This window comes from Nocardioides islandensis (assembly GCF_015352455.1).
In the GTDB taxonomy this organism is placed as follows: Bacteria; Actinomycetota; Actinomycetes; order Propionibacteriales; family Nocardioidaceae; genus Nocardioides; species Nocardioides islandensis.
In genome coordinates, this window is record NZ_JADKPN010000005.1 from 1 (window position 1) to 15,459 (window position 15,459).

14 protein-coding genes are annotated in these 15,459 nt (G+C 71.9%); 10 read left to right on the forward strand and 4 right to left on the reverse strand.

Going from position 1 to position 15,459, the window contains the following annotated elements; genetic code table 11:
- The 7 genes from ISU07_RS10120 to ISU07_RS10150 all read left to right on the forward strand — a co-directional run.
- Window positions 1-631, forward strand: a 631-nt coding sequence (locus ISU07_RS10120; protein WP_194706679.1) for an HNH endonuclease signature motif containing protein, incomplete at its 5' end; no start/stop codon positions are given.
- On the forward strand, window positions 628-1,170 hold the full coding sequence (locus tag ISU07_RS10125; protein ID WP_323742532.1) for an AAA family ATPase: 543 nt from the start codon (window positions 628-630) through the stop codon (window positions 1,168-1,170). The genes ISU07_RS10120 and ISU07_RS10125, both read left to right, overlap by 4 nt.
- A 67-nt stretch (window positions 1,171-1,237) precedes the next feature.
- The gene (locus ISU07_RS10130; RefSeq protein ID WP_194706680.1) at window positions 1,238-3,196 is read left to right on the forward strand and encodes an ArnT family glycosyltransferase; all 1,959 of its coding nucleotides are present in this window, start codon (window positions 1,238-1,240) and stop codon (window positions 3,194-3,196) included.
- On the forward strand, window positions 3,193-4,056 hold the full coding sequence (locus ISU07_RS10135) for a dolichyl-phosphate beta-glucosyltransferase (RefSeq protein WP_194706681.1): 864 nt from the start codon (window positions 3,193-3,195) through the stop codon (window positions 4,054-4,056). The genes ISU07_RS10130 and ISU07_RS10135 overlap by 4 nt, the downstream gene beginning before the upstream one ends.
- 73 nt (window positions 4,057-4,129) lie before the next feature.
- Window positions 4,130-5,614 carry a flavin-containing monooxygenase gene (locus ISU07_RS10140; RefSeq protein ID WP_194706682.1) on the forward strand — a complete coding sequence of 495 codons (1,485 nt, stop codon included), beginning with the start codon at window positions 4,130-4,132 and terminating at the stop codon, window positions 5,612-5,614.
- Window positions 5,611-6,435 carry an SDR family NAD(P)-dependent oxidoreductase gene (locus ISU07_RS10145; RefSeq protein ID WP_194706683.1) on the forward strand — a complete coding sequence of 275 codons (825 nt, stop codon included), beginning with the start codon at window positions 5,611-5,613 and terminating at the stop codon, window positions 6,433-6,435. The genes ISU07_RS10140 and ISU07_RS10145 overlap by 4 nt, the downstream gene beginning before the upstream one ends.
- A complete protein-coding gene (locus ISU07_RS10150) occupies window positions 6,432-6,983 on the forward strand; it encodes a DUF402 domain-containing protein (protein ID WP_194706684.1) in 552 nt (183 codons plus the stop codon). The genes ISU07_RS10145 and ISU07_RS10150 overlap by 4 nt, the downstream gene beginning before the upstream one ends.
- Before the next feature lie 86 nt (window positions 6,984-7,069).
- Here ISU07_RS10150 and ISU07_RS10155 read toward each other — a convergent pair whose 3' ends face one another.
- Both ISU07_RS10155 and ISU07_RS10160 read right to left on the reverse strand, forming a co-directional pair.
- On the reverse strand, window positions 7,070-8,146 hold the full coding sequence (locus tag ISU07_RS10155) for a DNA polymerase IV (RefSeq protein ID WP_323742533.1): 1,077 nt from the start codon (window positions 8,144-8,146) through the stop codon (window positions 7,070-7,072).
- Entirely contained in the window at window positions 8,143-9,252 is a 1,110-nt protein-coding gene (locus tag ISU07_RS10160; protein WP_194706685.1) for an FUSC family protein, read from the reverse strand. Before ISU07_RS10160 ends, ISU07_RS10155 begins: the two co-directional genes overlap by 4 nt.
- A gap of 74 nt (window positions 9,253-9,326) precedes the next feature.
- Here ISU07_RS10160 and ISU07_RS10165 point away from each other — a divergent pair, with 74 nt between their 5' ends.
- The 3 genes from ISU07_RS10165 (at window position 9,327) to ISU07_RS10175 (ending at window position 13,427) form a co-directional block, all read left to right on the forward strand.
- Window positions 9,327-10,730 (forward strand): WS/DGAT/MGAT family O-acyltransferase, encoded by a 1,404-nt coding sequence (locus tag ISU07_RS10165; protein WP_194706686.1) that lies wholly within the window; start codon window positions 9,327-9,329, stop codon window positions 10,728-10,730.
- A 116-nt stretch (window positions 10,731-10,846) separates the two neighbouring features.
- Complete coding sequence (locus ISU07_RS10170; RefSeq protein WP_194706687.1) at window positions 10,847-12,955, forward strand: CARDB domain-containing protein; 2,109 nt, start codon at window positions 10,847-10,849, stop codon at window positions 12,953-12,955.
- Window positions 12,956-12,965: 10 nt separating this feature from the next.
- Window positions 12,966-13,427 (forward strand): hypothetical protein, encoded by a 462-nt coding sequence (locus ISU07_RS10175; RefSeq protein WP_194706688.1) that lies wholly within the window; start codon window positions 12,966-12,968, stop codon window positions 13,425-13,427.
- A 3-nt stretch (window positions 13,428-13,430) separates the two neighbouring features.
- Here ISU07_RS10175 and ISU07_RS10180 read toward each other — a convergent pair whose 3' ends face one another.
- Both ISU07_RS10180 and ISU07_RS10185 read right to left on the reverse strand, forming a co-directional pair.
- Window positions 13,431-14,249, reverse strand: coding sequence for an oxidoreductase (locus ISU07_RS10180; RefSeq protein ID WP_194706689.1), 819 nt, complete (start codon window positions 14,247-14,249; stop codon window positions 13,431-13,433).
- Window positions 14,246-15,436 (reverse strand): site-specific DNA-methyltransferase, encoded by a 1,191-nt coding sequence (locus tag ISU07_RS10185; protein WP_323742534.1) that lies wholly within the window; start codon window positions 15,434-15,436, stop codon window positions 14,246-14,248. Before ISU07_RS10185 ends, ISU07_RS10180 begins: the two co-directional genes overlap by 4 nt.
- Window positions 15,437-15,459 lie beyond the last annotated feature (23 nt).

The window sequence follows — 15,459 nt, forward strand, 5'->3', positions numbered from 1 at the left end:
CCTGCACGAGCTCACCGACCTCGTCGACCAGGTCGCCCACCAGCTCCGGGTCGACGGCGACCACTCCCCGCTCGGGGTCCGCAAGATCACGGCCCTGCGCCTGATCACCCGCGCCGCCCGCACCGCCCGGGGTGAGGTAGGGCTCGAGCGGACCGACCACGTGAACAAGGTCCGCCTCTACGCCCACGTGTCCGCCGACGACCTCGAACCCCTCCCACCCCTCCCGGCCGGTGAGGACCCCTACGCCGTCGCTCGCGTGGAGAAGCTCGGTGCGGCCTCCATGGCCAAGCTCCGCCAATGGGTCGCCCACCACCAGGTCACCTTCGTCCCGGTCCTGAACATGGCCCGCGGCGACGCCGTCGACGTCCACGACCCGCCGGTCTGGATGCGGGAGCAGGTCACCCTCCGCGACCAGCACTGCGTGTTCCCCGGCTGCACCCGCGACGCCCGCTCCTGCGACCTCGACCACATCGTCCCCTACCAGCCCGACGGCCCACCCGGCCAAACCCACCCCGACAACCTCGCCGCCCTGTGCCGCCGACACCACCGCGCCAAGACCCTCGGACTCTGGCGCTACACCCGCACGCCCGACGGCGCCTACCAGTGGCACGGACCTTGGGGCAGCGCGTGACCGTGGGGCAACCGAGCCTGTTCCTGATGGTGGGGCTTCCCGCCACGGGGAAGACGACGGCTGCCCGACGCCTCGAGGTCGAGCACCACGCCCTCCGTCTCACGAAGGACGAGTGGATGAAGGCCCTGTACGGACAGCTGAACCCACCGTTCGCCTCCGACGTGATCGAAGGACGACTCGTCGAGATCGGACTGCGGGCGCTGGAGCTGGGCACCAACGTGGTGATCGACTTCGGTCTCTGGGGCCGTGATGAGCGCTCCGCTCTGCGGCAGGCGGCCGCCGACCGCGGAGCGGCGGTGACGATGTACTTCTTCGAGGCCACCGCGGGCGAGCAGCGGAGGCGACTCGACCGCCGACTGGCCGACGAGCCGCACGCCACCTGGCCCATGTCCGACGAGGAGCTCAGTGCCTGGGCCGACACCATCCAGTTCCCCACACCCCAGGAGCTCGACGGCAGCGAGCCGATCGACGAACCGCCCGCCGGGTTCGCCTCCTGGGACGAGTGGCGCGCGCACCGCTGGCCACGATCGATCGGCTGACGACGGTCACAGTCCACCCACAGCGTGACGGGAGGGCGAGGACAGACGGGCCCTCGACGGTGAGGTCATGACTTCGTCCCTCATCGATCGTCCCCGGCAGACCGCGGAGCTGCCGGGGAACCAGCCGGCGAGCGCTGCCCGATCGCGGTTCCCGGTGCCGCTCGATCGGGCAGCGCTCGCTGTCCTCCTCGTCGGCACGGCCTGCCTGTACCTCTGGGGCCTCGGCGGGTCCGGCTGGGCCAACTCCTTCTACTCGGCCGCGGCGCAGGCCGGCTCGGAGTCGTGGAAGGCGCTGTTCTTCGGCGCCTCCGACGCCGCCGGCTCGATCACCGTCGACAAGACGCCGCTCGCACTGTGGCCGATGGCCCTGTCGGTGAAGGTGTTCGGGCTGTCGAGCTGGAGCATCCTCGTGCCGCAGGCGCTGGAGGGTGTGGCGGCCGTGTGGCTGCTGCACGCCACGGTCCGCCGTACGACGGGCAGCGCGGCCGCCGGTCTGCTGGCGGGCGCCGTCCTGGCGCTCACACCCGTGGCGGTGCTGATGTTCCGCTTCAACAACCCGGACGCGCTGCTCGTGCTGCTGCTGATCGGGTCGGCGTACGCCACCCTGCGGGCGACCGAAGGAAAGCACGCGGTGCGCTGGATCGCGCTGGGCGGGGCGCTGGTGGGTCTGGCGTTCCTGGCCAAGATGCTGCAGGCGTTCCTCGTCCTCCCCGCGCTCGCCCTCACCTACTTGCTCTTCGCCGCGTCCGTCCCGCTGGCCAAGCGGATCCTGCACCTGCTGGTCGCGTTCGGGGCGATGGTGCTGGCCGGCGGCTGGTGGGTGGCCATCGTGTCGCTCTGGCCGGCGAGCGACCGCCCGTACATCGGCGGGTCGCAGGACAACTCGATCCTGGAGCTGACGCTCGGCTACAACGGCTTCGGCCGGCTCACCGGCGACGAGACGGGCTCGGTCGGCGGGGGCGGCGGCCAATCACCCACCTGGGGCACGACCGGTCTGCTGCGGATGTTCAACAGCGAGATCGGCAGCCAGGTCGCCTGGCTGGTCCCGGCCGCGCTGATCCTCGGCGGCGGAGCACTCGGCCTCCTCCTGGCGCGGTCCCGCCGCGACCGCTCGGCCCTGGCCGGACTCACCCTCTGGCTCGGCTGGGGCGTGGTCACCGGTCTGACCTTCAGCCTGATGGCCGGCATCTTCCACCCGTACTACACGGTGGCCCTCGCCCCTGCCATCGCCGCGTGCGTCGCCATCGGCGCGCACGTGCTGTGGAGGCACCGCGAGAGCTACGTCGCCACCGGGCTGATGGCCGCCGCCACCGCGTTCACCGCGACCTGGACCTTCTCGCTGCTCGGGCGGACCGACTGGCAGCCGTGGCTCCGGTACGTCGTGCTGGTCGTCGGGCTGGCCGCCGCGGTCGCGATGTTCGGCGTCCGGCACGTGCCGCGCAAACTCGGCCTGGCCGTCGCCGTCGCCGCGCTGATCGCGGGACTGGCCGGCCCCACGGCGTACTCCCTGGCGACGGCCGCCACCCCGCACTCCGGCTCGATCCCGAGCGCCGGGCCGGCCTCGGCGGGGTCGTTCGGCGGGTTCGGCGGTCGCACCATGGGCACGCCGCCGCAAGGCGCTCCGACCAACCGGACGGGCGGCGCCACCCCGGGTGGGCTGCTCGACGGCAGCACCTCGAGCGCCACGCTCAACGCGTTGCTGACCGAGGACGCGTCGTCCTACACCTGGGTCGCTGCGGCGGTCGGCTCGAACTCCGCGGCCGGGTACCAGCTGGCCACCGAGGAGCCGGTGATGGCGATCGGCGGGTTCAACGGCAGCGACCCGAGCCCGACGCTGGAGCAGTTCCAGCAGTACGTCGCGGACGGCGAGATCCACTACTTCATCGCCTCCGGGGGCGGCTTCGGCGGCGGTCCCGGTGCAGGTGGCACGGGTTCGTCCGAGATCGCCACCTGGGTCGAGCAGAGCTTCACCGCGCAGTCGGTCGACGGGGTCACCGTCTACGACCTGAGCGAGGGTGCGTCGTGAGTGCGCTGGAGGTGGTCGAGGCGGCGCCGGTGCTCGAGGTCGTCATCCCCGTCCACGACGAGGAGGTCGCGCTGCCGACGGCGGTGGCCGCCGTGACGGCGTACCTGGACACGCTCCCCTGGACCTGGCGCATCACCATCGCCGACAACGCCTCGACGGACGGCACCCCGCTGGTCGCCCGGCGGCTGGCGCACGAGGACGGGCGCGTGCGGGTGCTCAGGCTGGAGGAGAAGGGCCGCGGCCGCGCGCTCAAGCGGGTGTGGGAGTCCAGCGACGCGGACGTGCTGCTGTACATGGACGTCGACCTCTCCACCGACCTCAACGCCCTCATGCCGCTCGTCGCCCCGATCGTGAGCGGTCACTCCGACCTGGCGATCGGCACCCGGCTCTCGCGCGGGTCGCGGGTCGTGCGCGGGCCCCGGCGGGAGCTGATCTCCCGCACCTACAACACGATCCTGCGCTCGACCCTCGGCGCTAGGTTCAGCGACGCGCAGTGCGGCTTCAAGGCGATCGACCGCGAGGTCGCACGGGTGCTGCTGCCGATGGTCGAGGACGACACCTGGTTCTTCGACACCGAGCTGCTGGTGCTCGCCGAGCGGAGCGGCCTGCGCATCCACGAGGTGCCCGTCGACTGGGTCGACGACCCGGACTCGCGCGTCGACGTCGTCCGGACCGCCCTCGACGACCTGCGTGGCATCCGCCGCCTGGGCTGGGGCCTGCTCACCGGTCGCGTGCCCGTTGACCGGGTGCGCGAGCAGCTGCGACCGATGGAGGTACGCCGCGACGCCGGTCGCCTGGGGCTCCTGGCACCTCACGCTGGCTCGAGGTCGGGGTGCTCACGGCCGCCAACCTGTTCGTGACGGTGATGCGGTTCGTGGCGATGCGGGTGTGGATCTTCTCGAGGCCTCGGAGCCGCTCGGTACCGTCTCCCGTGTGACGCTCCCCCAGCACGTCGAGCACCTGGTCGTCGGTGCCGGGTTCGCGGGGCTCGCGCTGGCGATCGGGCTCCAGGACGACGGCGAGGAGTTCCTCGTCATCGAGAAGGACGCGTCGCTGGGCGGTACCTGGTGGGCCAACACCTACCCCGGCGCGACCTGTGACATCCCGAGCCACCTCTACAGCTACTCGTGGGCGCCCAACCCCGACTGGTCGCACGCCTACTCGCCGCAGCCGGAGATCCTGGCGTACCTCGAGAAGGTCGCCGCCGAGGCGGGCGTGCTCGACCGGTTCCACTTCGGCGTCGAGCTGCTGGGCGCGGACTGGGACGACGACGCGCTGCTGTGGCGGATCCGTACGTCGGCCGGCTCGCTGACGAGCACGACCCTGGTGAACGCCACCGGGGGACTGTCGGCGCCGAAGCTGCCCGACATCGAGGGCATCGAGACGTTCGGCGGGCACCTGTTCCACACCGCCCAGTGGGACCACGACGTCGACCTGGCCGGCCGGCGGGTCGCGATCATCGGCACCGGCGCCTCGGCCATCCAGGTGATCCCGGCGATCCAGCCGGAGGTCGGTCACCTCGACGTGTACCAGCGCTCGGCGCCGTGGGTGATCCCGCGCGGCCAGCACTCTTTCAGCGAGGAGCAGCGGCGGCGCTGGCGCCGGTTCCCGTTCCTCCTGCGCGCGGTCCGGGCCAAGATCTACTGGTCGCACGAGGCTCTGGTCCCCGGCATCACCCGCTGGCAGCGACTCAACTTCCCCGTCGAGCTCCAGGGCCGCCAGAACCTCGCCAAGGGGGTCGAGGACCCGGTGCTCCGCAAGAAGCTGACGCCCACGTTCGGCGTCTTCTGCAAGCGGATCCTCATCTCCAACGAGTATTACCCGGCGATGTCGGCGCCGAACGTCGACGTGGTCACGGACCCGATCGCGCGCGTCACGCCGACCGGCGTCGTCACGGCTGACGGTGTCGAGCGCCCGGTCGACGTGCTCGTCGTGGCGACCGGCTTCCACGCGACCGACCCGCCGTTCGCCCGGTTGGTGCGCGGCCGGGACGGACGGTCGCTCGCCGAGACGTGGGCGTCGTCCGGCATGGCGATGTACAAGGGCACCGCCGTCGCCGGCTTCCCCAACCTCTTCACGGTCATCGGCGCCAACACGGGCCAGGGGCACACGTCGGTGATCGTCTACATCGAGGCGCTGACCGACTACGTGCGTGGCGCGGTGCGAGCGCTGCGCCGCGGGAGGTACGGCGCGCTCGAGCCGCGTGCCGACGCCCAGGCCCGCTGGAACGCCGCCATCCAGCGCAAGATGCGCCGTACGGTCTGGGTCCGCGGCGGCTGCACCTCCTGGTACCTCGACGCCCACGGCCGCAACCCCGTCTCCTGGCCCGGCGGCACCCAGGCGTTCAAGCGGGCGGTCAAGGAGTTCGACGTGGACGCGTACGACGTGCGGGCGCGCCCAGAGATCGGTACAGCGTGAGGTCGTTCGACGGGCGCGTGGTCGCCATCACCGGTGCGGGGTCGGGCATCGGCCGCGCGCTGGCGGTCTCGCTGGCGGGTCGTGGCGCGCTGCTGGCGCTGTCGGACGTCTCGGCCGACGGGCTGGCCGGGACGGTCGACCTGGTCAAGGCCGCCGGCGCTCGGGAGGTACGCAGCGACATCGTCGACGTCGCGTCGGCCCAGGCTCTGACGCAGTGGGCCGCCGACGTCGTGGGCCAGTTCGGTCGCGTCAACGTGCTCGTCAACAACGCCGGGGTCTCGCTCACCGGGGACGTCGTCGACCTCGACCCCGCCGACATGCAGTGGGTCGTCGACATCAACTTCTGGGGCGTGGTGCGCGGCACGCACGCGTTCCTGCCGCACCTCATCGCCTCCGGCGACGGGCACGTCGTCACGATGTCGTCGCTGTTCGGGCTGGTGTCCGTCCCCGGCCAGTCGATGTACAACGCCACGAAGTACGCCGTGCGCGGCTTCTCCGAGGCGCTGCGCGAGGAGATGCTGGTCGCCGGCCATCCGGTCGGCGTCACGGTCGTCCACCCCGGCGGCGTGCGGACCGCCATCGTGCGCGCCGGACGGTCGTCGGCCGGTGAGGACCACGCGGCCACGGCTCGCCTCTTCGACGAGCGCCTGGCCCGGATGTCGCCCGAGCGCGCGGCCGAGATCATCCTGCGCGGGGTGCTGCGCGGGAAGCCGCGCGTGCTGGTCGGGATCGACGCCCACCTGCTGCACCAGCTCGCCCGGGTGGTGGGGGCGCGCTACCAGGACGTCGTCGCCCGGCGCGCCCAGCGGATGCGCCCGTGACGCTTCGTCTCGGGGACACGGTCCGGGTCCGGATGCGCAAGTGGGCCGACCTCCCGCACTGGGAGTTCGACGCGGTCTACCTCGGCGACGACGACCACGGGACCTGGCTGGGCTTCCCGCGCGGGACCCACATGGTTCGACCCGGGGCCGAGTACGTGTCACCGACCGACCAGCTCGGCCTCGTCCCGCCCGTGTCCGCCCCGGACGCCGAGCGCGGCTGGCTGGTGACGTTCCACGGTCACGGTGGGCTCCTGTCCGTGTACGTCGACGTGGTCGCACCGCCCACCTGGTCCGGGCCGGCGGTGACGGCGATCGACCTCGACCTCGACGTGGTCCGCGAGCTCGACGGCCGGGTCTGGGTCGACGACGAGGACGAGTTCGCGCTCCACCAGGTCGAGCTGGACTACCCGGCCGAGGTCATCGCGGCCGCCCGCGCCTCCTGCGACCGCCTGGTGGCGCTCATCGGCGCCGGCCACCCGCCGTACGACGACGCCACGAAGCTCCCCTGGTTCGAGCTGCTCGCCCGCTGGTCGAGGAAGGCGCGCTAGCGCCTGTCACGAGACCCCCGCACAGGTCCGCGGTCCCGTCACCGGGTCTCGTGACGGGCCTGACGGCCCTCCTCGACCAGCGGTGATCAGTACCCGCCCTCCGGCGGCACCATCTCGTACCTCACCCCCAGCAGGCGGACGGGCTTGTCCGGCTCGACCTTCTCCAGCAGCGCGACGGCCACCTCGCCCAGCACGGCCGGGTCGTTGGACGGCGACGGGAGCTTGCGAGAGCGGGTGAGGGTGAAGAAGTTGCGGTAGCGGATCTTCAGGTGCACCCGCATCGCCGGCCGGCCCTCGGCGTCGATGTCCTCCACGACGCGCGCGGCGAGCGTGCGCACCGCATCGGGCACCTCCGACCACTGGAGGTCCCGCTGGTAGGTCTCCTCGCGCCCGTGCGCCCGCGCCACCCAGGGCGTCGCGTCGACGGGCGAGGAGTCAACCCCGCGACCCATCCGGTGGAACCACGGCCCCATCGTCGGCCCGAACTCCCCCACCAGCAGCTGGACGTCCGACGTCGCCAGCTGCGTCACCGTCTCGATCCCCAGCGACGACAACCGTGCGGCGATCTTCGACCCGATCCCCCACAACGCCCTCGTCGGGCGGTCGCCCATCTCGTCGTACCAGGTCTCGTCGGTGATCGCGTAGGTCCCCTGCGGCTTGCCGAAGTCGGTGGCGATCTTGGCCTGGAGCTTGTTGTTGCCGATGCCCACCGAGCAGTGCAGCCGCGTCGCGTCGAGCACCGCCGCCCGCACCCGCGCCGCCATCTCCCGCGGGTCGCCGAGGTCCCCGTGCCCATCGCCCGCACCCAGGAACGCCTCGTCCCAGCCGAGGACCTCGAGCACGACGGGGGCGCCGCCCCACTCCAGCGCACGGATCGCGGCCATCACGCGAGCCGAGGCCTCGAGGTAGTGCGGCGCGTCGACGGGCAGGAAGACCGCGTCGGGACACTTCTTGTACGCCGTCCGCAGCGGCATGCCCGAACGGATGCCGAACGCCCGCGCCTCGTAGGACGCCGTCGAGACCACCGCGCGCTCGTTGACGATCCCGCGCCCGCCGACGACCACCGGCTTCCCGGCGAGCTCGGGCCTGCGCAGGATCTCCACCGCCGCCAGGAACATGTCGAGGTCCACATGGAGGACCCAGCGCTGGCCGACGGCCGTCACGTGATCCGCTCCGGAGGAGGCGGCAGCGCGTCGGTCGCCTCCAGCTCGTCCAGACCCGTCAGCAGCAGCAGGTCGGCGACCACCGAACGGATCTGCGCGAGCAGGACGTCGGTGTTGAGGTCGTCGGTGCGCTCGACCTGCGCGGTGCCGAGCCCGACGGCCAGCAGCACCGGCCGCGCCTCGGTGGCCATCCGGTCGGCGTCGAGCTCGTCGGCGACCCGTTCGGCCGCGTCGGCGAGCTCACGGCACAGGACGGCGTACGACGCGGGCACCGGACGGTGGCGGTACGCCGTGACCGCCGTGCGGCGCACGAGCACCCGCGTGCTGCGCAGCGCGCGGTCGATCGGGTCGACCAGCTCGACCATGCGCCGGAGGTTCCCCTTGTGGCGCACGCGGAACGGCGACGACGCGACCACCGCCAGCCCCTCGTCGGCCGCCGCACGCAGCTCGCTGATCAGGTGGTCGGTCGAGCGGGCGTCCGCGAGCAGGTCGAGGGCCGGGTCGACCTCGCCGTCGACCATCACGTCGCCGGCGGCGCGGAGGAGCGCGGCCACCTTGCGCACGACACGAGCGGCCTGCTCACGCGGGCGTCTCAGCGGCGCGGCCGGGACGACTGTGGCCGCCACGAGGGCGACGCCGCCGCCGATGACCGCGTCCGTCCAGCGCGTCAGGGCCGCCCCCGGGTCCGGGACCAGCGACGACACCACGATCGACTGCACCGCAGCCTGCATCATGAACGTCTGCCCGCCGTCCAGCAGCACGGCCGTCGACATCGCGAGGGCGACGATGATCGTGAGCTGCCACCAGCCGGAGCCGATACCCGCGACGATCAGGTCGGCGAGGAACACCCCGACGGCGACGCCGACCGTCACCTCCGCGACGCGGCGCAGGCGCTGGCCGTACGACGTGCTGAGGCTCACCACGGCCGCCACGGGCGCGAAGAACGGCGTCGCGTGGCCGACCAGGTCGTGGGCGACGAACCACGCGACCCCCGCCGCGACCGCGCACTGCCCGACCTGCCAGCTCTTCGAGCGCCACCGCTCGGCCCGGGCTCCGAGGGAGGTCTGCCCGCGGCTCCAGAGCCGGTCGAGCACGTGCGCCTCCATGCTCCCGATCGTGCCAGAGCCCACCGGCAGCGGCCTTCCTTGTGGACCCCGGCAAGACCGGCGAGGATCGCCGGGTGGCGACCCCTCTCGACCCGACCGCTCTCGGCTTCCTGATGGCCGAGAACCGCCGCATGCCGATGCACGTCGGGGGGCTCCAGCTGTACAAGAAGCCGGAGGGGGCGGGGCGCAACTACGTGCGCGACCTGTTCGAGGAGGCCCGCGACGCCACGGACATCGCGCCCTTGTTCCTCAAGCACCCGTACCGCTCGGTGAAGACGGCGGGACAGTGGGTGTGGGTCGAGGACGACCAGTTCGACATCGAGCACCACGTCCGCCACAGCGCGCTGCCCAAGCCGGGCCGGGTCCGCGAGCTGTTCGAGCTCGTCTCACGCCTGCACAGCACCCGCCTGGCCACCGAGCGCCCGCTGTGGGAGTGGCACCTGATCGAGGGGCTGCGCGACGGCCGGGTCGCGATGTACACCAAGCTGCACCACTCGCTGGTCGACGGCATCTCCGCCATGCGACTCCTGCAGAGCATCCTGTCGAGCGACCCCGACGACCGGGGCATGCCGGCGCCGTGGGCCAACCGGCCGCGCAGCACCCGGGTCGGCAAGGCCCAGGAGGCCGCCGAGCACCCGTCCTCGGGGGAGACGATGAGCGCGCTGCGGACCGCGCTGGGCATCAGCGCCGACGCCGCCGGCATCCCCAAGGCCCTGGTCAAGACGCTCAACCGGAGCCTGCGCAACGAGACCTCGACGCTGGCCCTCTACGCGCCGCGGACGATCCTGAACACCGAGATCACCGCCTCCCGCCGGTTCGCGGCCCAGGACTGGCCCCTCGAGCGCATCCGGGCGATCGGCAAGGCCACCGGGACGACGATGAACGACGTGGTGCTGGCCATGTGCTCCGGCGCCATGCGCACCTACCTGGCCGAGCTCGACGCGCTGCCCGACACCAGCCTGATCGCGATGGTGCCCGTCGGCCTGCACGCCAAGTCACGGAACACCTCGTCGGGCGGCAACGCCGTCGGCTCGATCATGGTCAAGCTGGGCACCGACCTCGACGACCCGCTGGACCGGCTCCTCCTCATCCACACCTCGATGCTCGACGGCAAGCACGCCCTTTCGACGATGACGCCCCTGCAGATCCAGGCGATGAGTGCCGTGGGACAGGTGCCTGCGATCCTGCCCACGCTGCTCGGCCTGACCAACCTCACCAAGCCGGCGTACAACCTGGTGATCTCCAACGTCCCCGGGCCGCGCACGACGCAGTACTTCAACGGTGCCGAGCTGCTCGGCACCTACCCGCTCTCGGTGCCGATCGACGGCAACGCCCTGAACATCACCTGCAACTCCTACGCCGACCAGATGGCGTTCGGGCTCACCGGCTGCCGGCGCACGGTGCCGCACCTCCAGCGGATCCTGACCTACCTGGACGACGAGATCACCGCGCTGGAGAAGGTGGCGGGCGTCGCCTGATCGCCCTCGACGGCTACCCCAGGGGGACCTGGGGTACCCCTGGTCACCCGTGACCTTCCCTCCTTACGGTCGTTGGGCTCGCGGGGGAACCGATCTGCCGACCCGAGGGAGCTCGAATGTTCGTACGCCGTGTTGCGCGCTCGAGGAGCGCCCGGCTGCTCACGGCCGCCGCGTTGACCGCTGTCCTGGTCACCGGTGGCGTCGCCATCACCGAGGCGTCCACTCCGACCGAGGGAACCGTCTCCTCGACGGCCACCTCGACGTCGTGGACGGGGGGCCCGTTCCTGGTGCCGAACGTGACCGCGCAGGCCACCGGCCTGCCCGACTGCACCGCGCCCCAGTCCTGCGACGACTTCACGCTGCACGTCTCGACCCCGGCGGGGTACGGCGACACCCACCAGCTGCGCATCCAGGTCGGCTGGCCCAACACCGCCGCCGACTTCGACGTCTACCTGCTCGACACCGCGGGCAACGAGGTCGCCTCCGCCGCGTCCAGCTCCGACCCCGAGGTCGTGCTCACCGCGCCGACCAGCGGCACCTACACCGTGCGCGTCGTGCCGTTCGCGCCGGTCGGCCAGTCGTACTCCGCCACCGCCTCGCTGGTGACCAAGCCGGCCGCCCCGCCGCCGGGCACCGAGCCGCGGCCGGGCTTCGCGACGTACACCGCCCCCTCGTCGTTCACCGACGCCAACAACGCGGGTGAGCCGTCGATCGGCACGAACTTCGGCAGCCACGCGACGCTGTACCAGGCGTACCTCTCGACCTACAAGGTCACCTTCGACGACTCGGTCACGCCGGCCAGGGCGACCTGGTCCGACGTCTCGGCCAAGGCGGCCAACGGCTGTCTCGTCGGGAGCACCCGTTCGCTCGACCCGATCCTGTTCACCGACCACCAGACCGGCCGCACGTTCGAGTCGCAGCTCTCGGGCGTCAACTCGCTCACGTGCTACACCGACGACGACGGCGCGACCTGGCACCCCAGCACCGGCGGCGGCATCCCCAGCGGCGTCGACCACCAGACGATCGGCGGTGGCAGCTACGCGTCGTCGGGCATCGGCCCGCTGCCGGGCTCGACCTACCCGCACGCCGTCTACTACTGCAGCCAGGACATCGCGACGGCCTTCTGCGCCGCCTCGCACGACGGTGGCACGACCTTCGGCAACGGCGTGCCGACCTACAGCCTGCTCGACTGCGGCGGCCTGCACGGGCACGTGAAGGTCGCTCCTGACGGCACGGCGTACCTGCCGAACAAGGGCTGCGGCGAGAACGCCGCCGTGGTCACCTCGACCGACAACGGCGGCAGCTGGACGGTCCACAAGATCCCCGGCAGCTCGGCCAGCGACGCCGACCCGTCCGTCGGCGTCGGCGCCAACGGCACGGTGTACGTCGGGTACGTCGGCGCGGACGGCCGGCCCGGCGTGGCGGTGAGCCGCGACAAGGGCGCGACGTGGACCGACAACCAGGTGCTGGGCTCGGAGTTCGGCATCCAGAACGCCGTGTTCCCGGCCGCGGTCGCGGGTGACGACGACCGCGCCGCGGTCGCCTTCATCGGCACGCCGACCGGCGGCAACTACCAGGACACCGCGAACTTCAAGGGCGAGTGGCACCTGTACGTCTCGACGACCTACGACGGTGGCCACACCTGGCAGACCAGCGACGCCACGCCGAACGACCCGGTCCAGCGCGGCTCGATCTGCACCGGCGGCACCACGTGCGGCAACGACCGCAACCTGCTGGACTTCATCGACGCCACGATCGACGACCACGGGCGCGTGGAGGTCGGCTTCGCCGACGGCTGCATCGGCGCCTGCGTGACCGACCCGACGCACACCAGTGGTGCCGGCCCCGCCGACGCCCAGGCGGCGTACGCGACGATCGCCCGCCAGAGCACCGGACGCACGATGTTCTCGGCGTTCGACCCGCAGCCGAACCTGACCCTGACCTCGGCCACGGTCACCAAGGCCAAGGCCCAGCTGTCCGACAAGATCGTGGTCACCAACACCGGCGGCGCGTCGGTCGCGGGGTTCCAGGTCCAGGTGACCGACAACGGCAAGCAGGTCGCCCTGCTCTCCGCCGGTCCGCTGGCGAAGGGCGCGTCGGTCACGCTGACCGCGACCTGGAAGCCGACCAGCGGGTCGCACACGGTGGTCACCACGGTCGACCCGACGAACGCGGTGGCGGAGTCGGACGAGACCGACAACAAGCGGTCCACGGTGGTCAAGTGAGGCCGGTCAGATGAGGGTGGCCATCTCGGTCGCGGCGCTGCTCGTGGCCGCGACGCTGACGGGCTGCGGCGGGAGCGACTCCTCCACGGCGGGCGACCCCGACGAGGAGGAGTTCTCCGCGGCCGCGGACCGGTCGACCTGCCTGGCCGACGCGTCGCCGGTCGACTCGCTGCCCGACGGCTACCCGGCCGACTTCCCGATGCCACCGCAGACCATCGTGTACGGCGCGGAGGACCGCGGCGAGGAGGGCGTGGTCGTCACGGGCGTCACCGACCTGCCGTTCACGGACGTGCTGGACGCCCTCAACGGTCCGGCCCAGGACGCCGGCTTCACGGTGACGAGCGGCGAGACCGAGGAGCACGACGCCGAGGCCAACTGGTCCGGCAACGGCTACCGTGGCCGCTGGGCGATCCGCGAGTCGGCGACCTGCCCGGGTGAGACCGTCGTCCAGGTGCTCGCGGCCGCGGAGTGACCGCTACCGGTACTGCGTGTTGATCAGCACGTCGAAGGCGCGGTCCGGCAGCAGCCGGCGGGCGAGCACCAGCGAGCCCGCTCCCTTGCCGACCGGGTAGCGGGTGGCCGGCCGGCGCGTCGTCGCGGCCTTGACGATCTTCTTGGCCACGACGTCGGGCGTCGTGCCGGCCCAGCCGGTGTCGCCGCGCTCCATGGTGGCGTGCACGCGCACCGAGCGCTCCTCGTAGGCACCGCCCTTGCTCTGCTCGAGCAGGCCGTCGCGGGCGATGGTGTTCCACTCGGTGATGATCGGACCGGGTTCGACGATCACCACGTCGATCCCGAACGGCGCGAGCTCCAGGCGCAGGCTGTCGCTCAGCCCCTCCACCGCGAACTTGGTCGCGTGGTACCAGGCGCCCAGCGGCTCGTAGAACTTCCCGCCGATCGAGGAGATGTTGATGATCCGGCCGGACTTCTGCTCGCGCATGTGCGGGACGACGAGCTGCACCAACCTGGCCAGCCCGAACACGTTGACCTCGAACTGCCGGCGCGCCTCGTCGATCGGCACGTCCTCGACCGCGCCGTACGACCCGTAGCCGGCGTTGTTGACCAGCACGTCGATGCGTCCCTGCTCGGCGATGACCCGATCGACTCCGGCGACCATCGACGCGTCGTCGGTGACGTCCATCGCGAACGTGGTCACGCCCTTCTCGGCCAGCGCCGCCATCCGGTCGACCCGGCGGGCCACGGCGTACGTCGCGAAGCCGGCCTCCTGCAGCATCCGGGCCGTCTCCTCGCCGATCCCGCTCGACGCGCCGGTCACCAGCGCAACCTTGCTCATGTCCCATCCTCCGGTGGTTGAGGTGCGAAGGCTGTCGAGGCATGCGCCTCGAAACCACCCCCGACGGTGTCAGAGACGGCCCGGAGCCGCGCTCGGGTGATGTCGGCGACCGTGGCGTACCCGGCCAGGTCGGCGTTCGACCCGGGACGCACGGGTTCGGCGGAGTTCACGCTGATGCAGCGCCGCGTCCCGCCGTCCGCCACGTTCTGCAACGCCACGGCATGGCCGGTCGTGCCGCTGCCGGCGAAGAAGTCCATCACCACCGCGTCGGCGGGCATCGTCTGGAGGATCCGGCGCACCAGGCCGGTCGGCTTCGGTGACTCGAAGACGTGCCCCAGGATCGCCTTGAGCTCGGCGACCGCGGTGTCGGTCGACCCGATCTCCTCGGCCAGCCAGATCGTCCGCAGCTTCTTGCGGCGGTCCTCGTGGAGCCAGTCCTTCTGGAACACGTCGACGCGCTCGCCGCGCCGGCCCCTGATGACCCGGCACACCAGGTCGTCGTGCCGCTGCTCGATGAGCGGCGCCGACCAGCGCCACACCGCCGGCCGGCCGTCGCCGAAGACCGGCTCGATCTCCACCGCGCCCGCGAACGGCGCCGCGCTCACCCGCCCGCTGACGGGGTCGCCGTACACCGGGAAGTGCAGCGTCCGGGCCGTCACCGGGTTGAACTTCTTGTTCGTGTTGCGCAGCGGCAGGTGCCGGTACCTCCGCCCGTCCGGCGCCTCGAGCGGGAAGTCCGCCGGGTCGACGGTCTCCGGGGTGCTCGCGTCCAGCACGCAGCGGCGTACGTCGCGGGCGTACGCCAGCAGGTACTCGTGCGACGTCGCGAAGCCCTTGCCCAGCTGGCGTCCCTTGGCGTTGAGGTTCACCACGACCTGCGCGAGGAACTGCGCCGGCCCGAACACCTCGTCCATCAGCAGCCGCAGCCGCGCCTGCTCGTTGTCGTCGATGCTGACGAAGACGGCGCCGGTCTCGGCGAGCACCTCACGCGCGGCCTCCAGGCGTGGCCGCATCATCGCCACCCAGTCGGCGCCGTTCACGGCCGAGTAGTCGTCGCGGTATGCGAAGGAGTGACCGCCGGTGTTGTACGGCGGGTCGAGGTACATCAGGTCGACCCGCTCGCGGCCCGCCATGGAACGCAGGACGTCGAGGTTGTCCCCCTCGACGAAGGTGTTCCAGACGCCCACAACGCGAGCGTAGGGCTCGCGGG